The organism is Sphingomonas sp. CCH9-F2, from assembly GCF_001556735.1.
Classification (GTDB): domain Bacteria; phylum Pseudomonadota; class Alphaproteobacteria; order Sphingomonadales; family Sphingomonadaceae; genus Sphingomonas; species Sphingomonas ginsenosidimutans.
This window is the reverse complement of the sequence record NZ_LSJO01000060.1, coordinates 1-17040: the sequence shown is the minus strand read 5'-3', so window position 1 is coordinate 17040 and position 17040 is coordinate 1. Positions and strand designations below refer to the sequence as shown.

At 70.2% G+C, this 17040-nt stretch carries 19 protein-coding genes; 9 read left to right on the top strand and 10 right to left on the bottom strand.

Going from position 1 to position 17040, the window contains the following annotated elements:
- Positions 1-73: 73 nt before the first annotated feature.
- A complete protein-coding gene (locus AX685_RS01765; RefSeq protein ID WP_066484736.1) occupies positions 74-847 on the bottom strand; it encodes a zinc-ribbon domain-containing protein in 774 nt (257 codons plus the stop codon).
- A gap of 156 nt (positions 848-1003) precedes the next feature.
- On the opposite strand from AX685_RS01765, the gene ftsE reads away from it, so the two are divergent.
- The 5 genes from ftsE to AX685_RS01740 all read left to right on the top strand — a co-directional run bounded on the left by ftsE (position 1004) and on the right by AX685_RS01740 (position 4447).
- Entirely contained in the window at positions 1004-1711 is a 708-nt protein-coding gene (ftsE, locus tag AX685_RS01760) for a cell division ATP-binding protein FtsE (protein WP_066484735.1), read from the top strand.
- Entirely contained in the window at positions 1708-2580 is an 873-nt protein-coding gene (locus AX685_RS01755; RefSeq protein ID WP_066484732.1) for a cell division protein FtsX, read from the top strand. The genes ftsE and AX685_RS01755 overlap by 4 nt, the downstream gene beginning before the upstream one ends.
- Positions 2577-3113, top strand: coding sequence for a YdcF family protein (locus AX685_RS01750; RefSeq protein WP_066484730.1), 537 nt, complete (start codon positions 2577-2579; stop codon positions 3111-3113). Before AX685_RS01755 ends, AX685_RS01750 begins: the two co-directional genes overlap by 4 nt.
- The gene (locus AX685_RS01745) at positions 3110-3793 is read left to right on the top strand and encodes a lysophospholipid acyltransferase family protein (RefSeq protein ID WP_066484785.1); all 684 of its coding nucleotides are present in this window, start codon (positions 3110-3112) and stop codon (positions 3791-3793) included. The genes AX685_RS01750 and AX685_RS01745 overlap by 4 nt, the downstream gene beginning before the upstream one ends.
- 87 nt (positions 3794-3880) lie before the next feature.
- Positions 3881-4447 (top strand): hypothetical protein, encoded by a 567-nt coding sequence (locus tag AX685_RS01740; RefSeq protein WP_141397062.1) that lies wholly within the window; start codon positions 3881-3883, stop codon positions 4445-4447.
- Positions 4448-4455: 8 nt separating this feature from the next.
- Here AX685_RS01740 and AX685_RS01735 read toward each other — a convergent pair whose 3' ends face one another.
- Both AX685_RS01735 and hisC read right to left on the bottom strand, forming a co-directional pair.
- Positions 4456-5364, bottom strand: a complete 909-nt coding sequence (locus tag AX685_RS01735) for a prephenate/arogenate dehydrogenase family protein (RefSeq protein ID WP_066484722.1) — start codon at positions 5362-5364, stop codon at positions 4456-4458.
- Entirely contained in the window at positions 5364-6476 is a 1113-nt protein-coding gene (gene hisC, locus AX685_RS01730) for a histidinol-phosphate transaminase (RefSeq protein ID WP_066484721.1), read from the bottom strand. The genes AX685_RS01735 and hisC overlap by 1 nt, the downstream gene beginning before the upstream one ends.
- A gap of 98 nt (positions 6477-6574) precedes the next feature.
- On the opposite strand from hisC, the gene metX reads away from it, so the two are divergent.
- Genes metX through AX685_RS01715 form a run of 3 tightly spaced genes read left to right on the top strand, consistent with a single transcriptional unit; the run spans position 6575 to position 8729 of the window.
- The gene (gene metX / locus AX685_RS01725) at positions 6575-7705 is read left to right on the top strand and encodes a homoserine O-acetyltransferase MetX (protein ID WP_066484718.1); all 1131 of its coding nucleotides are present in this window, start codon (positions 6575-6577) and stop codon (positions 7703-7705) included.
- The gene (gene metW / locus AX685_RS01720) at positions 7702-8301 is read left to right on the top strand and encodes a methionine biosynthesis protein MetW (RefSeq protein WP_066484715.1); all 600 of its coding nucleotides are present in this window, start codon (positions 7702-7704) and stop codon (positions 8299-8301) included. The genes metX and metW overlap by 4 nt, the downstream gene beginning before the upstream one ends.
- 32 nt (positions 8302-8333) lie before the next feature.
- On the top strand, positions 8334-8729 hold the full coding sequence (locus tag AX685_RS01715; RefSeq protein ID WP_176484850.1) for a response regulator: 396 nt from the start codon (positions 8334-8336) through the stop codon (positions 8727-8729).
- Here the strand turns inward: AX685_RS01715 and AX685_RS01710 are convergent.
- From AX685_RS01710 to AX685_RS01685, 6 genes are read right to left on the bottom strand one after another with little or no spacing between them, the layout of a single operon-like run.
- Positions 8707-10254: a sensor histidine kinase gene (locus tag AX685_RS01710; RefSeq protein ID WP_066484711.1), complete on the bottom strand. Its 1548-nt coding sequence runs from the start codon at positions 10252-10254 to the stop codon at positions 8707-8709. The genes AX685_RS01715 and AX685_RS01710 overlap by 23 nt on opposite strands.
- Positions 10255-10824, bottom strand: a complete 570-nt coding sequence (gene ssb / locus AX685_RS01705; RefSeq protein ID WP_066484709.1) for a single-stranded DNA-binding protein — start codon at positions 10822-10824, stop codon at positions 10255-10257. It lies immediately after the preceding gene.
- A 9-nt stretch (positions 10825-10833) separates the two neighbouring features.
- Positions 10834-12699 (bottom strand): ferrous iron transporter B, encoded by a 1866-nt coding sequence (gene feoB / locus AX685_RS01700; RefSeq protein ID WP_066484706.1) that lies wholly within the window; start codon positions 12697-12699, stop codon positions 10834-10836.
- Between the two features lie 40 nt (positions 12700-12739).
- Positions 12740-13003, bottom strand: a complete 264-nt coding sequence (locus AX685_RS01695) for a FeoA family protein (RefSeq protein ID WP_066484704.1) — start codon at positions 13001-13003, stop codon at positions 12740-12742.
- Positions 13004-13045: 42 nt separating this feature from the next.
- A complete protein-coding gene (locus AX685_RS01690; RefSeq protein WP_066484701.1) occupies positions 13046-13714 on the bottom strand; it encodes a COQ9 family protein in 669 nt (222 codons plus the stop codon).
- A complete protein-coding gene (locus AX685_RS01685) occupies positions 13711-14637 on the bottom strand; it encodes a DMT family transporter (RefSeq protein WP_231738500.1) in 927 nt (308 codons plus the stop codon). The genes AX685_RS01690 and AX685_RS01685 overlap by 4 nt, the downstream gene beginning before the upstream one ends.
- A 93-nt stretch (positions 14638-14730) precedes the next feature.
- Between AX685_RS01685 and AX685_RS01680 the strand changes: the two genes are divergently transcribed.
- Positions 14731-15807: an alkene reductase gene (locus AX685_RS01680; RefSeq protein WP_066484696.1), complete on the top strand. Its 1077-nt coding sequence runs from the start codon at positions 14731-14733 to the stop codon at positions 15805-15807.
- Between the two features lie 40 nt (positions 15808-15847).
- Here the strand turns inward: AX685_RS01680 and AX685_RS01675 are convergent.
- On the bottom strand, positions 15848-17040 hold a 1193-nt coding region (locus tag AX685_RS01675; protein ID WP_156445597.1), incomplete at its 5' end, for a dipeptidase.

Genomic DNA, 17040 nt, shown 5'->3' with positions numbered 1-17040 from the left:
GGGCAGCGCCGGGGTTTGGCAGGGACGCGCCCCTAGCATCGCGGCCGGGGGCTGGCAACGGATATGTTCGCGCTCAGCTCGCCTCGCCGACGAAGCTGAGGTCGAGCCGCTTCGAACTGGCCGGCACGTCCACCTGTGCGGAGTTGAAGTCGATCACCGCATTGGGCGCGAGCGAGCGCTGTTGCGGCGTGATCGTCCAGCTGAACACGATCTTCCCCTGCGAATCGCGCAGGTCCGCGCGGATGTCGGGGACGCGCTGGCGCGTGGCGGAGGGATTGGTGATCTGTCCGCTGACCGCGAACAGCTCCGATCCATTGGCCATCTTGCGCCGCTCGATCGGGTTGTCGTCGATCGTCAGCGGCAGTTCGTCCGGCCCGATCGACAGCCCGATCTGCTGCGCCAGCCCCGGCGCGGTGGTCCACAGGATGATGCCGACCGCCACCAGCATCAGCAGCCCCGCCGCCAGGCTGGCGATGGTGCGCATCCGCGTGGTGTTGCGCGTGCGCTTGAACGGCGGGCGGTGCGCGAAGGCATCGTACCCTGCGCCGCCCGCCGCACCCGCGTCCACCGCCGGATCGACATATGTCGCCGCCACGCCGGGCGGGGGCGGGGCGGAATAGGACGGCTCGGGCTGCGCCGGCACCGCGACCACCGCGGTTTCGGGCGGCAGGTCGGCCGGCGCGAAGGCGGCGGGTTTGGGTGCGGGTGGCGGCGGCGGTGGCAGTTCCGGCCCGTCCTGATGCCAGCTGTGGCGGCAATTGGCGCAGCGCACGGTGCGGCCGGTGGGGCCGATCGCGCTGTCGGGCACCAGATAGCGGGCGCGGCATTCGGGACATTCAAGGATCATGGACGCGGGGCACCGGCTGGACGGGAACGGAATCTAAACACCGGCTTACCGGCAATGGCAAGCCGGTGTCGCCGCGCTTGATGCGCACACGGCCCCATGCGATGGCGTCGGGGCGGCCGCGCGTCGCGGAACAAAGCAGGGATAGGTCAGGGCCGCGTGGCGGGCATCGTCCAGTTCGAGAATGTCGGATTGCGCTACGGCCATGGCGACGAGGTGCTGCGCGACCTCAGCTTCACGCTGGCGGCGGGGGAATTCTATTTCCTGACCGGGGCCAGCGGCGCGGGCAAGACCTCGCTGTTGAAGCTGTTGTACCTGGCGCAGCGTCCCAGCCGCGGGGTGATCCGGCTGTTCGGCACCGATGTCGTCACGCTGCCGCGCGCGCGGATGCCCGGATTCCGGCGGCGGATCGGCGTCGTCTATCAGGATTTCCGGCTGGTCCCGCATCTGTCGATCGCCGACAATGTCGCGCTGCCGCTGCGCATCGCCGGGGTGCTGGAAACCGAGGTGCGCGACGCGGTGCGCGAGATGTTGGCCTGGGTCGGGCTGTCGCACCGCGCCGATGCGCGCCCGCCGACGCTGTCGGGCGGGGAGCAGCAGCGCGTCGCAATCGCGCGCGCGGTGATCGGCCGCCCCGAACTGCTGGTCGCCGACGAACCCACCGGCAACGTGGACGAAGCGATGGCGGAGCGGCTAATGCAGCTGTTCGGTTCGCTCAACGGGCTGGGCACCACGGTGGTGGTCGCCACCCACGACCTGACCCTGCTCAACAGGATCAAGGCCGCGCAGATGATGCGCATCGTCGACGGCCAGCTGCACGATCCCACCGGCGCGCTGCGCTTCCCGCCGGGGCGGGGGCCGGCATGACCGCGGCGACCGCCCGGATCCTCGATGCCGCCCGACAGGGACGCGCGATGGCGTGGGTGCTGGCGATCATGCTGTTCCTGACCGTGCTCGCAACCGCGGCGGGCATCGGCACCGCGCGCGCCGCCGCCGCGCTGGGACAGGCGCTGGCCGGGCGTGCGACGGTGCAGATCGTCGATGCCGATTCCGCCGCGCGCACCGCCGCCGCCGCGCGGGTGCTGGCCGCGCTGCGCCAGTCGTCGGCAGTGAGGGGCGCCACTCCCGTGTCGCGGCAGGAACTGGCGCGGCTGCTGGGGCCGTGGCTGGGCGATGCGGCGCGCGATGCCGATCTGCCGGTGCCCGCGCTGATCGACGTCGACCTGGCCGATCGCGCCGATGCGCTCGACCGCGTCCGCACGCTGGCGGCGCGACTGGCGCCGGGCGCGCGGGTCGACCGGCATGGCGATGCGCTGGCGGCGGTCGGGCGGCTGCTGCGGCTGCTGACCGCGCTGGCCGCGGCGCTGGTGGCGTTGATGGCGGCGGCATCGGCGGCGGTGATCGTGCTGGCGGCGCGGTCCGGGCTGGAGGCGCATCGCGCCACGATCGAGGTGATGCACGGGCTGGGCGCCACCGACGTGCAGGTCGCGCGGCTGTTCCAGCGGCGGATCGCGCGCGACGCGGCGCTGGGGGCGTGCGTCGGCGGCGTGGCCGGCTGGCTGGTGGTGGCCGGGCTGGGCATGCAGGCATCGGGCAGCGGATCGCAGCTGCTGGGCGGGATCACGCTGGGGCAGGGCGGCTGGGGCGCGGTGATCGCGCTGCCGTTCGCGTTCGTCGCGCTCGCTGCCCTCGTCGCGCGCCGCGCGATCATGCGCACCATGGGGCGGCAGCTGTGATCCGGCGGCTGGCGGCGCTGGTGGTGCTCGGCTGGGCGCTGGGCTTCGCCGCGTTCATGCTGATGCTGCCCGGCCCCGCGGCGGACGACGTGACCACCGACGCGATCGTCGTGCCGACCGGCGCGGCCGGGCGGATCGCGCGCGGGCTGGACCTGCTGGAACATGGCCGCGCGCAGCGGATGCTGGTGACCGGCACCGCGCCGGGGGTGACGCGCGCCGATCTGGCGCGGGTCGCGGGCCATGCGCGCACGATCGCCTGCTGCGTCGATCTGGGCGCGGAGGCGGTCGATACCCGCGGCAATGCGGAGGAAACCGCTGCCTGGGTCCGCGCGCACGGCTATCGCACGATCCGCCTGGTGACGTCGGACTGGCATGCGCGGCGCGCGCGGCTGGAACTGGGATCGGCGCTGGGGCGCGACGTGACGGTGGTGGTCGACGGCGTCCCCAGCTTCCCGACGATCGGTCAGGCGATGAACGAATATCACAAGCTGCTGCTGCGCCGCGTCGTCCTGTGGTGGGCGGCGATCGCATGAACGCGCTGCGCACCTATGCCTTCCGTTTCGCCTTCTACGCGCTGTCGGTGCCGGTGGTGCTGGCCGGGCCGCTGGCGATTCCGTTCGGGCGCCGCGCGGTGCAGCGCTATGCGCACGGCTGGGTGCGGATGCACCGCTGGCTGGCGCGCGCGATCCTGGGCGTGCGGGTGCGGATGGAGGGCGCGCTGTACGACGGCCCGGCGCTCTACGTCGCCAAGCACGAGACGATGTTCGAAACGTTCGAACTGGTCGACCGGATCGACGGCCCGCTGATCGTCCTGAAGCAGGAATTGCTGCGCATCCCGGTCTGGGGCGCGATGGCCAGGAACTACGGCGCGGTTGCGATCGACCGGGAGGCAGGCGGCAAGGCGATGCGCCAGCTGCTGCGCGAGGGCGCGGCGGTGCGCGCCGCCGGCCGGTCGGTGCTGATCTTCCCGGAGGGGACGCGCGTGCCGCATGGCGAGCGCCCCGCGCTCAAACCCGGCTTCGTCGGCCTGTACAAGGCGATGGGACTGCCGGTGGTGCCGATCGCCAGCGATTCCGGGCGGCTGGTGCCGCGCCACGGCACCGCGCGGCCCGGCACGCTGACGCTGCGCTTCGGCACGCCGATCCCCCCCGGCCTGCCGCGCGCGGAGGTGGAGGCGCGTGTCCACGCGGCGATCAACGCGCTCAACGACTGATCCGTATCGGATGGATCGTGGTTCCGCGGGCTTGCGTACCCCGCGGCTCCCCCGTTCTCCTGCATCCCCACCAACAAGGGGATGGCCATGGCGGGTGTCGGCGCGGAAAAGCTGAAGGGCAACGAAACGCACCGCGAATATCGCTATTTCCAGTCATGGCTGGATCACGCCGCCTTGCTGGCTGAACGGTTCTACCGCGAATGCGACGATGATCCGTTCGCCTATAACGAAACCGCCAGCGTCAGCCTGTTATGCTCCGCCGCGATGGCCTCGGGTCAACTGGCATTGGCCGAATTTACGCAGGAAAAGCGCGGGATCGGGCGCGGACGCCGCTATGTTCGCGGCCGCTGGGACATGTGGATGGGCACCGACCGGTTCCACTGCGGGCTGGAGTTCAAGCAGATCAAGACCCGGTTCACCGCCGATCGCCTGGAACAGGTGATGGCGGCGGCGGTGCGATGCGCCGCCGCGATCGAGAAGACGCATACCGACCGGCGGCTCGGCTGCCTGATCGCGACGCCGCGGGGGGAGGGTGCGATGCACCGGCGCGCGCTCGCCAACCTCAAAGCGTTCGCGCAGGAATGCGACTATGCCTGGCGGATCGACGCGGGCGACGGCCATTGCCGGACGTTCCTGTTCTTCCGCTACGTATGACCCGCCGGTCAGTCGTGCCGCCGGCCGAAATCGGCGGCCGGATCGTCCTGTCCCTGGTCGACGATCGAGCGGCGGATCATGCGGGTGCGCGCGAACCGGTCGAACAGTGCATCGCCGTCGCCCCAGCGGATCGCGCGCTGCAACTGGCTCAGATCCTCGCTGAACCGTTGCAGCATCTCCAGCACCGCATCCTTGTTCGCCAGGAACACGTCGCGCCACATCGTCGGATCGGACGCGGCGATGCGCGTGAAGTCGCGGAAGCCGCCGGCGGAAAACTTGATGACCTCCGACTGGGTCACCTGCTCCAGATCGTCGGCAGTGCCCACGATCGTATAGGCGATCAGGTGCGGCAGGTGGCTGGTCACCGCCAGCACCAGGTCGTGGTGGTCGGGGGCCATCCGCTCCACGTCGGCGCCCAGCCGGCGCCAGAATTCCTCGACCCGCGCGGTCGCCGCCGCATCGCTGCCGGGCAGGGGGGTGACGATGCACCAGCGGCCGCGGAACAAGGTGGCGAACCCTGCCTCCGGTCCGCTCTGCTCGGTCCCCGCGACGGGATGCGCGGGGACGACGCGCGCCTCCGGCAGCGCCGCCGACAGCGCCTGCGCCACCGATGTCTTGCAACTGCCCACGTCGCTGACGATCGCATCGTCGGGTAGGTCGGGGGCAATTGCGGCGGCGACGTCGCCCATCGCGCCGACCGGCACGCACAGGATCACCAGATCGGCGTCGATCACCGCCGCGCCGGGCGTGTCGGCGACATCGTCGGTCAGGTCGATGCGCCGCGCCACCTCGCGCACCGCGGCGCTGGCGTCATGCCCGGTCAGCCGGACGGTCGGCATCGACTGGCGCACCGCGCGCGCGATCGAGCTGCCGATCAGCCCCAGCCCGATGATGCTGACCCGCGAGAACGGCAGCATCAGCCCGCCTTCTCCACCTCGGCGCCCAGCACGCCCAGCACCGCGCGCATGTCCGCCTCGCTGCCGATCGTGATGCGCAGCCCGTGCGGCAGCCCCTGTCCCGGCAGCCAGCGCGTGGCATAGCCCGCGGCCATCAGCGCGTGATAGGCGACCTCCGCGGTCAGCGCCCCTTCGAACAGCACCAGCACGAAATTGGCCTTGCTGGGCACCGCGCGCAGCCCGGCGTTGCCCATCGCCGCGATCTGGTCGGCGAACCATGCACGCCACTGGCGGTTGTGCTCGCGGCTGTGGCGCACGAAGGCGTCGTCGCCCAGCGCCGCGATCGCCGCGCGCTGCGCGCCGATGCCGAAGCTGAACGGCGCGCGGATGCGGTGCATCGCCCGGATCAGTTCCGCCGCGCCATAGCCCCAGCCGACCCGCTCCGCCGCCAGCCCGAAGATCTTGGAGAAGGTGCGCGTCACCAGCACGTTGGGCTGGGTGCGCGCCAGCTCCAGCGCGCCGTCGTCGTCCTCCGGCTCCAGATACTCGGTATAGGCCTGGTCGATCACCAGCAGCACGTCGCGCGGCAACGCCGCGTGCAGCCGCGCGATTTCGACACGCGGCGTATAGGTGCCGGTCGGGTTGTTGGGGTTGGCGACGAACACGACGCGCGTCCGCTCGGTCACCGCCGCCAGGATCGCGTCGACGTCGGTGGCGTAATCGGCGTCGGGCGCCACCACCGGCACCGCGCCGACGCGCCGCGTCGCGATCTCGTACACCGCAAAGCCGTAGCGGACGAACACGATCTCGTCGCCCACCCCGGCGAAGGTGCCGGCGGCCAGGTGAAGCACCTCGTCCGAACCGGTGCCGTAGATGATGCGATCGGCCTCGATCCCGTAATGCGCGGCCAGCGCGTCGCGCAGGTCGGCGGCGGCGGCATCGGGATAGCGTTCCAGCTCGCCGGCGGCATCGCGATAGGCGGCGCGCGCCGCCTCCGGCGTGCCGAACGGATTTTCGTTCGACGACAGCTTGATCACCGGGCGCCCGTCCTCGGACGTGGCGCGACCGGGGATGTAGGGGGCGATGCCCAGGATCCAGGGCTTGGCGACGGGGGCGTTGGGGGTCTGCGTCATGGCGCTGCGCTGTACGGGGCGGACGCGCGCGTGGCAACGCGGGTGCGGGCCGGCACTGCTCGACTTCGTGGGGACGACGGGGCTAAGGCGGTGGTTCGATGCTTACCACTACCGACCCAATCGACCAGCGGTTCGGCCTGGCGCGGCGGGTGACGCTGCCCGGACCGCTGAAACTGGACAGCGGCGCGCTGTTGGCGCCGGTCGAGATCGCCTACGAAACCTATGGCACGCTCGCGCCCGATGCGGGCAATGCCCTGCTGGTCTGCCATGCGCTGACCGGCGACCAGCATCTGGCCAGCGCGCATCCGCGCACCGGCAAGCCCGGCTGGTGGCAGCGGATGGTCGGCCCCGGGCGGCCGATCGACACCGACCGCTTCTTCGTGGTGTGCGCCAACGTGCTGGGCAGCTGCATGGGCACGTCCGGCCCGGCCAGCACCGATCCCGCGACCGGCCGCCCCTATGCCATGGACTTCCCGGTCATCACGATCCGCGACATGGTCCGTGCGCAGGCGCTGCTGCTCGATCACCTGGGCGTCGCGCGGCTGGCGGCGGTGGTCGGCGGGTCGATGGGCGGGATGCAGGCGCTCAGCTGGGCGGCGACCTATCCCGATCGGGTGCCCGCCGCGGTCGTCATCGCCTCCACCGCGCGCCACACCGCGCAGAACATCGCCTTTCACGAGGTGGGGCGACAGGCGGTGATGGCCGATCCCAACTGGCGCGGCGGCGATTATTACGACGGCGATCCGCCCGCCGCCGGGCTGGCGGTGGCGCGGATGGCGGCGCACATCACCTATCTGTCCGAAGCCGGGCTGACCGAGAAGTTCGGCCGCCGGTTGCAGGCGCGCGAGCGCAAAAGCTTCGGCTTCGACGCCGATTTCCAGGTCGAAAGCTATCTGCGGCACCAGGGGCTGGCCTTCACCGACCGGTTCGACGCCAATTCGTACCTCTATATCACCCGCGCGATGGATTATTTCGATCTGGCGGAGGAACATGGCGGGCTGCTGGCGCAGGCGTTCCGCGGCACGGGCACGCGCTTCTGCCTGGTCAGTTTCGATACCGACTGGCTCTATCCCACCGCCGAATCGCGCAGCATTGTGCAGGCGCTGAACGCCGCCGGCGCGCCGGCCAGCTTCGTCGAACTGTCCAGCCCCTATGGCCATGACGCCTTCCTGCTCGATTCGCCCGACCTCGAGCGGGTGATCGCCGGCTTCCTGGGGGCGGTGCGATGAGCCTGCGTCCCGATCTGGCGATCATCGCGGGCCACGTCCCCACCGGCGCGCGCGTGCTGGACGTCGGCTGCGGCGATGGCGAACTGATGGCCGCGCTGCGTGATACCCGCGACGTCGATGCGCGCGGGCTGGAGCTTGACCGCGGCAATGTCGCCGCCGCGGTGGCGCGCGGCCTGTCGGTGATCCAGGGCGATGCCGATACCGATCTGGCCGGCTATCCGGACCAGAGTTTCGATTACGCGATCCTCAGCCAGACGCTGCAGACCGCGCGCGCCCCCGACCGCGTGCTCGACGAATTGCTGCGGATCGGCCGCCACGCCTTCGTCAGCTTCCCCAATTTCGCGCATTGGCGCGTGCGGCTGTCGCTGTTGTGGGGCGGGCGGATGCCGGTGACGCGGCTGCTGCCCGAACGCTGGTACGACACGCCCAACATCCACCACCTGACGATCGACGATTTCCGTGCCTACCTGCGCGAACGCGCGGTGATGGTGGAGGGCGCGTGGTTCCTGTCGGGGGACAAGAGCACCGGCGGGGCCGCCGCGAATATGCTGGCCGAACACGCCGTATTTCTGCTGACACGGAACAAGTCGGTTTGATTTCGGTTAAGGCGGCGATCGGAACCACTTTGATGCAAAAGACCGCGCTCATCGTTGAAGACGAGATTTTCGTCGCCCTCGACCTCGAACGCATCCTGATCGATGCCGGATATCGCGTCGCTGCGATCGCTGCCGATGCCGATACCGCGCTTCAGGCGGCGCCGGGATGTTCCTTTGCGTTCGTCGACGTGAACCTGCGCGACGGGCCGACCGGCCCGGTGATCGCGGAGCGGATCATGCGCGATCATGGCGTGAAGGTCGTGTTCGTCACCGCCAATCCCGGCCAGATCGCCGATCCCGGCGTGTCGCTGGGTTACATCCGCAAGCCGTTCAACGACGAAGCGATCCTGACCGCGGCGCAGATTGCGACCGCGGGAGAGGCGACCAGCGTCAGCCAGGATTTCGTCAGGTGGCGGCAACCCGGCTGAACGCCGGCACGGGCACGGTGACCTCCACCACCAGCCCGGCGGGTCGCCAGTCGCGCGTGACGCTGCCGCCCAGCTGACGCACGGCGCTCATTTCGATCAACTGGCTGCCGAAGCCGTGCTGCGAAGCAGGCGGCGGTGATACCGCGGGCCCGTCGCGTTCGGCCCAGGTCAGCGTCACCACCTCGTCCCGGCGCGCAACCGACAGGTCGACCCGCCCGTCCAGCACCGACAGCGCGCCATATTTGCTCGCGTTGGTGGCCAGTTCGTGGAACAGCAGCGCCAGCGGGGTCGCCGCGCGATCGTCCACCGCGACATCATCCCCCGACACGCGCACCCGGTCGCCGTCGTCGCGCCGGTACGGCACGAATAACTCGCCCAACAGCCCGTGCAGGCTGTCCTGCTGGACGCTCGGCCGCGACTGCGGGCTGTGTGGGCGGACGAAATCGTGCGCGCGGCCCAGCGCGGTGATGCGATGGCGCAGATCGTGCGCCACTCCCGCCGCCTCCGGATGGGTGCGCGCGGCGAACTGGATCAGCCCGGCGATGACCGAGAAGATGTTCTTGATACGGTGGCTCAGCTCCTGGCTGATGACCTCGCGTTCCTCGATCGCCAGTTTCTGTTCGTGAATGTCGGTGCAGGTGCCGAACCAGCGGGTGATCCGCCCGTCGGCGTTGCGGATCGGCAGCGCGCGCCCCAGCACCCAGCGATAGGTGCCGTCATGGTGCCGCAGCCGGTATTCGATCTGGTAGGGATCGCCGGTGGCCAACGAATGGCGCCACACCGTCCAGGCGCGCTCTTGGTCGTCGGCATGGAACATGTCGTTCCACCCCTCGCCATCGGTGGTGCCCGCCGGCGCGCCGGTGAATTCGTACCAGCGCGCGTTGTAATAATCGTGATAGCCGTCGGGCAGCGTCGACCACACCATCTGCGGCATCGTGTCGGCCAGCGTGCGGAACCGCGTTTCGCTGTCGGTGGCCGCGCGGCGTGCGGCGCGTTCCGAATCGCGCCGTGCGACGCCGTCGCGCGTTTCGGTCAGCCGCGCCATCACCGCCTGTGCCAGCACCGCCAGACCGTCGCGCTGCAAGTCGGTCAGCCCCTCGGGCCGCGGCCGGGTGTCGATCACGCACAGCGAGCCGAGCGGGAAGCCGTCGGCCGAAATCAGCGGCATCCCGGCATAGAAACGCAGCCCCATCTCGCCCGTTACCAGCGGATTGTCGGCAAAGCGCAGGTCGTCGCGCGCATCGGGCACCACCATCAGCACCCGTTCCCACATCGCATGGGCGCAGAACGACTGTTCGCGCGGCGTCTCCGTGACGTCCAGCCCGGTGCGCGCCAGGAAGAACTGGCGCTGGTCGTCGACCAGGCTGACCAGCGCGGTGGGTGCATCGCACAGCCGGGCGGCGAAATCGGTGATCTGGCGCAGCGCGGCCGCACCGTCGAGCATCGCGGGGTGATGCGCGGCGAGCACGCGAAGCCGTTCGGTCTCGTCGCTCGCGTCCGGCGCGATGCAGGGCAGGTCGATCATTTAGAACGGCACGTCGTCGTCGAGGTCGTCCGCGAAGCCGCCGCCGAAATTGCCGCCGCGCGCACCGCCGCCGCCGCCCGCCGGCGCACCGCCGCGCGATCCGCCACCGCGTGCGCCGCCGCCGCCGCCGCCGCCGTAACCGCCGCCGCTGCTGCCGAAATCGTCGCCGCCGCCGAAATCGTCACGTGCGCCGCCACCGCCGCCGCCATTGCCGCCGCCCGGCCCGTCCAGCATCGTCAGGACGGAGTTGAACCCCTGCAGCACCACTTCGGTGGAATAACGGTCCTGGCCGTTCTGGTCCTGCCACTTGCGGGTCTGCAACTGGCCCTCGACATAGACCTTGCTACCCTTGCGCAGGAAGCGTTCGGCGACGTTCGCCAGCCCTTCGTTGAAGATCGCGACCGAATGCCATTCGGTCTTTTCCTTGCGCTCGCCGGTGTTGCGGTCCTTCCACGATTCGGACGTCGCGATGCGCAGGTTCACCACCTTGCCGCCGTTCTGGAACGACCGCGATTCGGGGTCGCGCCCCAGGTTGCCGACGAGAATGACCTTGTTGACGCTGCCTGCCATGGAAACCTCTTAGAGGCCGGCGAACACCGCCAGCCAATATGTAATGCCTGCCATCACGTAGGCGGTTGCGAACAGATAGCCAACCATGAACGCGGGCCATCGCCATCCGTTCGTTTCGCGCCGAGTCACCGCGATGGTGGAGATGCACTGCGGCGCGAACACGAACCACATCAGGAACGCCAGCGCGGTCGGCAGCGACCAGCGCCCGCGCAGATTGTCGACCAAGCTGCGCTCGCCGCGCGTGTCCTCGACATCGTCGATGGCATAGACGGTGCCGATCGCCGCCACCGCCACCTCGCGCGCGGCCATCGCGGGGATCAGCGCCAGCGCGATGTCGTGGTTGAAGCCGATCGGGCGGACGATCACCTCCAGCCCGCTCGCGATCCGCCCGGCGACCGAATATTCGGCCTGCTTCTGCCCGGCGGGCGCCTGCGGGAAGCTCAGCAACGCCCACAGGATCACCGTGGTCAGCGCGATCGTGGTGCCCGCGCGCTTCAGGAAAATCCACGCCCGGCTCCACAGCCCGATCGCGATGTCGCCCAGCCGCGGCATCTGGTATTTGGGCATCTCCATCATGAAGCCGGAGCTGTCGCCCTTGGTGACGGTACGGCGCAGCGCCAGCGCGGCGACAAACGCGCCGACGATCCCCATCACGTACAGGCCGAACAGCACCAGCCCCTGCAGCCCGATGAACGGCGCCACCTGCCGCGCGGGGATGAACGCGGCGATGATGATCGAATAGACCGGCAGCCGTGCCGAACAGGTCATCAGCGGCGCGATCAGGATCGTGGTCAGCCGGTCCTTCTCGTCGTCGATGGTGCGCGTCGCCATGATCCCCGGCACCGCACAGGCGAAGCTGGACAGCAGCGGGATGAACGCGCGCCCCGACAGCCCGACCCCGGCCATCAACCGGTCCATCAGGAACGCCGCGCGCACCATATAGCCGGACGCTTCCAGCACCAGGATGAACAGGAACAGGATCAGGATCAGCGGCAGGAACACGAGCACCGCGCCGACGCCCGCGATTACCCCGTCGGTCAGCAGCGAGCGCAGAAAGCCGTCGGGCATCGCCGCGCGCACGACGTCGTCCAGCGCAGCGAAGGCGCTCTCGATCCACGCGACCGGCGCCTGCGACCAGCTGAACACCGCCTGGAACATCACGAACAGCAGCGTGGCGAGCAGCACCGGCCCCACGACCGGGTGGAGCGCGACCGCGTCCACCGCGTGGTTCCAGCGGCGCACCGGCGTCTCGCTGACGGTCGCCGCGGCGGCGATCGCGCGCGCGCGACGTTGCAGCGTGACGATATCGTCGTCGACGCTGCCGTCCGACGGGCGCAGCCGGCGCAGGTCCGCGGTCGTGCCCCCGACCAGCGCGGTCAGCCGTGCGCGCAGCACGTCGATCCCGCGGCGGCGCACCGCGACGGTCGGCACCACCGGTACGCCCAACTCGCGCTCCAGCACCGCCGGGTCGAGCACCAGCCCGTCGCGCTCGGCCAGGTCGACCATGTTGAGCGCCACCACCACCGGCAGCCCCAGCGCGATCAGCTGCAACGCGAAGCGCAGATGGTTGTCGAGGTTGGCGGCATCCACCACCACCACCAGCGCGTCGGGCAGCCGCTCGCCCGCCTGCGTCCCCGTCACGACGTCGCGGGTCACGCGCTCGTCGGGGGAGGACGGGTCGAGGCTATAGGCGCCGGGCAGGTCGACCAGTTCGACGGCTCGCCCGTCGTCCAGCGCAAGGCGCCCCGAATGGCGTTCCACGGTCACGCCGGGGTAATTGCCCACTTTCTGGCGGGCGCCGGTCAGGGCGTTGAACAATGCGCTCTTGCCGGCATTGGGATTGCCGACCATCGCGACCAGCGGGGAAAGCTCCATCAGCCGATCCGGGCCGATGCTGCGGCGGGGAGGGGCGACGTCATTCGGCAGGCAGGGTGGCGGTCGATACGCGGATCGACCGCGCGACCGCGCGGCGCAGCGCCACCGTCATCCGCCCGATCCGGCACGCGATCGGCCCGCTGCCCAGCCGCGCGCGATGCAGCACCTCCACCGCCACGCCCTGGTCGAACCCCAGTTCGCGCAGCCGCCGTGCCTCGGGCGCCGCCAGCCTGTCCCAGTCGATCGTGTCGACCGCGGCGGGTTGATGGCGCGGGAGCGTTTCCAGGGTGAGTATCGACGTCACGCCGCGGCTATATAACGACTGCGACTGATTATCAATTGGCGGTTACACCACCGGATAGCGAAGCCGTCCGACGAACCGGCTCAGGCTGGGGCGGCGGATCGCGCGGCGCGCCATGCCCGCCTTGGCGCGCTCGAACCGCATGATCCCATCGATCCGCCGCGCCAGGAACGCACGCGTTTCCGCTTGCCCCTCACTCTCGTCGTCTAGGAACACGGTGATCGTCGCGGTATAGACGCCCAGCAACATCGCGCGCTTGGTATAATGGTTGTAATCGGTGGCGTTATCGCCGGCCAGCCGCCACATCCGATCGACGCTGCGCCAGCCCAGTCGCGCCGCGGCGGTAAGGTTGGTCGGCAGCGCCAGGATCGCGCGCGCGCGGCGCAGCGCCTCGCGGTCGGGGGCCAGCGCGTCGAGCCGCGCGGTGACCAGCGCGGTGATCCGCTCGCGGATCTTCATCGCCGCCAGCCGTTCCCGGGGCAGCGCCTGCGCCATACGCGCGTCGATCGCGTCGAACCATGCATCGATCATCGCCCCCGCACCCCCGGCGAACGCCAGCCTCGCGATGTCACGGTCGATCCCGGCGGCGTCGGCGGCCATGTCGCGCGCGGCATCGCCCCAGCCGTCGAACGCGGCATTGGCGGCCAGATCGGCTGCCAGCCGCGCGCGCACCTCGTCCAGCGTCAGATCCGCGGTCGTCGGGTCATCGGTCATCGCGTTTCCTCCGTCACCGGGTTGGTGGGCGTGTCGATCTCCGCCGTAGCAGGTCCGGGCTCGCGCCGCACCAGCACCAGTGCGGCGGCGACCATCGCCACGCCGACCAGATCGGGGGCGCCCAGCTGCTCGCCGAACCCGATCCAGCCGATCGCCGCGGCGACCACCGGCTGGATCAGCAGCGCCAGCCCGATCGCCAGCGGCGACAGCGTGCCCAGCGCATAGATCATGCACCCCTGCCCCAGGACCTGGCTGACCAGTGCCAGCCCCATCACCGGGGTCCAGTTGGTCGGCACCACCCGCTCGCCCAGCAGCAGCGCGAATCCCAGCAGCGGTAGCAGCGCGGCCGCCGACGACAGCGCCAGCGCCGGCAGCGGTGCCATCGTCCGGCGCACATCGGCCATCATGATGAAATAGACCGCGTACAGCACGCCCGCCGCGACGGACAGCAAGTCGCCGACCAAGTGCCGCGGGTCCAGCTGGTACGATCGCCCCATCAGCAGCCCCGCACCCGCCGCCGCCAGCACCAATGCCAGCGCCTGCCCGCGCGACGGCCACGCCCGTGCGACCAGGAAGCCCCAGATCGGGAAGATGAATGTCGCGGCATTGCCGAACAGCGTCGCATTGGCGAGCGTCGTGTGCAGGATGCCGATGTGCCAGCTGCCGAGATCGCCGGCGAAAGCGATGCCCGCGCCCGCCAGCAACAATCCGCTGCGCCACGACAGCGGCATGCGCACGGTGCGGTTGCGCGCCATCCACGCCGCCGCGCACAGCAGCGGCAGTGCCAGCGCCATCCGCCAGAACGCCGCCGCGACCGGCCCGGTATCGGTCAGCCGCACGAACATCGGCCCGAACGCCAGCGCGACATTGGCCACCACCGCGGCGACGAAACCGGCGGTGTGCCCGCCGCTTGGGGCCGGCATAGCTTTTCTAGGCGACGAACGTGCGTGCATGTGGCCCCTTAGCTTCCTAGCTTGGCGGCGTCAGGTACCTTCGTGACAAAGGAAATCATCTCCATGCCCAGCCTGTTCGACCCGATCACGATCGGCGCGATCACTGCCCCGAACCGCATCTTCATGGCTCCGCTGACGCGTACCCGCGCCACCGACGGCCATGTTCCCACCGATCTGATGATCGAATATTACCGGCAGCGCGCCGGCGCGGGCCTCATCATCTCCGAGGCGACCGGGATCAGCCGCCAGGGCCTGGGCTGGCCGAATGCCCCGGGCCTGTGGACGCAGGAACAGACCGAGGCGTGGAAGCCCGTGACCGAAGCGGTGCATGACGCGGGCGGGCGGATCGTCGCGCAATTGTGGCACATGGGCCGGCTGGCGCGTCCGGACGTCACCGGGCTGCAGTCGCTGTCGTCCTCGACCGATCGCGCGCCCTATCACGATCCCGACAAGAACCCCTATGACACGCCGCGCGCCGCGACGCTGGACGACATCCGCCAGACGCTGGACGATTATGCCGCCGCCGCGCGCAACGCGATCGCGGCCGGTTTCGACGGGGTGCAGATTCACGGCGCGAACGGCTATTTCATCGACCAGTTCCTGCGCGACAACACCAACCACCGCGACGACGATTACGGCGGCTCGCCGGAAAATCGCATCCGTTTGATGCGCGAGGTGGTGGAGCGCGTCATCGCGGAGGTCGGCGCGGGGCGCACCTCGATCCGCCTGTCCCCGAACGGCGAAACGCAGGGCGCGGACGATTCAAACCCTGAAGCGGTGTTCGTCCCCGCGGCGAAGGTGCTGAACGACCTCGGCATCGCCTTCCTGGAACTGCGCGAGCAGGCCGAGAACGGCACCTTCGGCGCCAGTTCGGTGCCCAAGCTCAGCCCGAAGATCCGGCAGGTGTTCACCGGTCCGCTGGTGCTGAACCAGGATTATTCGAAGGAGGCCGCGCAGGCCGATCTCGATTCGGGCGTCGCCGACGCGGTCGCCTGGGGCCGGCTGTTCATCGCCAATCCCGACCTGCCGGAGCGGTTCCGCCGCGACGCGGCCCTCAACACGCCCAATCCGAAGACCTTCTACGCCCCCGGGCCGGAGGGATATATCGACTATCCCGCGCTGGAGACGGCCGCGGCCTGACGATCGTGCGTGCGCCGGCCGGGATCCCGGCCGGCGCGCGTCAGTCGGGGGCGGTGGCGTCGACCGGCGGTTCCTTCGCCATCGACGCCGCCACCGCGTCCACCCGCTCGATCACGCGCAGGATATTGCCCTGCGCCAGTCCCGACAGGTCGGCATCGCTCCACCCGCGCCGCGCCAGCTCGGCGAAGATCAGCGGATAGCCTTCGACGCCCTTCAGCCCGATCGGCCCGGTCCCGCTGATCCCGTCGAAATCGCCGCCCAGCCCGATCGCGCCGCGCCCCGCGACCTTCGCGACATGCTCGATATGATCGGCGACGTCGGCGACGGTCACCGCCGGTTCCGGGTGCTGCGCGTCCCACGCGACCAGCGGCGCCGGCGCGCGCGGGCCATATTCGTCGCTTGCCAGCCCCGCCCCCTTGGCGAAGGCGGTGCGCGCCGCGTCCCAGGCGCGCCATTTGGCCGACACGAAGCTGGGGTAGAAATTGACCATCACCACCCCGCCGCCGTCGCCGATCCGCTTGAGCAGCGCGTCGGGGATGTTGCGCGGCGCATCGGCGATCGCGCGCGCGGAGGAGTGCGAGGCGATCACCGGCGCGCGCGATACGTCCAGCGCGGCGGCCATCGTCGTGTCGGCGACATGGCTGACGTCGACGATCATGCCGATGCGGTTCATCTCCTTCACCACCTGGCGGCCGAATTCGTTGAGCCCGCCGGCGCGCGGGGCATCGGTGCTGCTGTCGGCCCATTCCAGGCTCTTGCCATGGGTCAGCGTCATGTAGCGCACGCCCAGCGCGCGATACTGGCGCAGCACCGACAGCCGTTTGTCGATCTGGTGCCCGCCCTCGACCCCGATCAGCGACGCGATCCGCCCGCTCTTCTGCGCGCGGCGCACGTCGTCGGCACTGTCCGCCAGCGCGAAGGCGTCGGGCCAGGCCGCCGCCATCCGCCGGACGATGTCGATTTCCTCCAGCGTCATTTCCACCGCGCGCGGCCCGCTGGCGCTGGCGGGGATATAGACCGACCAGAACTGCCCGCCGACATGCCCGCGCCGCAACCGCGCGATGTCGGTCTGCAGCGGATAGGGCCAGCGCGTCGAATCGGTGCGCAGGTCCAGTGCCTCGACCTTCGCGCCATAGTGCTGGCGAATTTCCCACGGCAGATCGTTGTGCCCGTCGATCACCGGCGTGCGTTCCAGCAACCGTTCGATCCGCGCCGGGACGGGCGGGGTGGCGG

Bases quoted from the DNA above. Each gene is read 5' to 3' on its own strand.
- AX685_RS01715 (WP_176484850.1), top strand. From the start codon at position 8,334: ATGCAAAAGACCGCGCTCATCGTTGAAGACGAGATTTTCGTCGCCCTC.
- AX685_RS01735 (WP_066484722.1), bottom strand. From the start codon at position 5,364: ATGCTGCCGTTCTCGCGGGTCAGCATCATCGGGCTGGGGCTGATCGGC.
- AX685_RS01765 (WP_066484736.1), bottom strand. From the start codon at position 847: ATGATCCTTGAATGTCCCGAATGCCGCGCCCGCTATCTGGTGCCCGAC.
- ssb (WP_066484709.1), bottom strand. From the start codon at position 10,824: ATGGCAGGCAGCGTCAACAAGGTCATTCTCGTCGGCAACCTGGGGCGC.
- metX (WP_066484718.1), top strand. From the start codon at position 6,575: ATGCTTACCACTACCGACCCAATCGACCAGCGGTTCGGCCTGGCGCGG.
- metW (WP_066484715.1), top strand. From the start codon at position 7,702: ATGAGCCTGCGTCCCGATCTGGCGATCATCGCGGGCCACGTCCCCACC.
- AX685_RS01710 (WP_066484711.1), bottom strand. From the start codon at position 10,254: ATGATCGACCTGCCCTGCATCGCGCCGGACGCGAGCGACGAGACCGAA.
- AX685_RS01755 (WP_066484732.1), top strand. From the start codon at position 1,708: ATGACCGCGGCGACCGCCCGGATCCTCGATGCCGCCCGACAGGGACGC.
- AX685_RS01690 (WP_066484701.1), bottom strand. From the start codon at position 13,714: ATGACCGATGACCCGACGACCGCGGATCTGACGCTGGACGAGGTGCGC.
- AX685_RS01685 (WP_231738500.1), bottom strand. From the start codon at position 14,637: ATGCCGGCCCCAAGCGGCGGGCACACCGCCGGTTTCGTCGCCGCGGTG.
- feoB (WP_066484706.1), bottom strand. From the start codon at position 12,699: ATGGAGCTTTCCCCGCTGGTCGCGATGGTCGGCAATCCCAATGCCGGC.
- hisC (WP_066484721.1), bottom strand. From the start codon at position 6,476: ATGACGCAGACCCCCAACGCCCCCGTCGCCAAGCCCTGGATCCTGGGC.
- AX685_RS01680 (WP_066484696.1), top strand. From the start codon at position 14,731: ATGCCCAGCCTGTTCGACCCGATCACGATCGGCGCGATCACTGCCCCG.
- AX685_RS01745 (WP_066484785.1), top strand. From the start codon at position 3,110: ATGAACGCGCTGCGCACCTATGCCTTCCGTTTCGCCTTCTACGCGCTG.
- AX685_RS01740 (WP_141397062.1), top strand. From the start codon at position 3,881: ATGGCGGGTGTCGGCGCGGAAAAGCTGAAGGGCAACGAAACGCACCGC.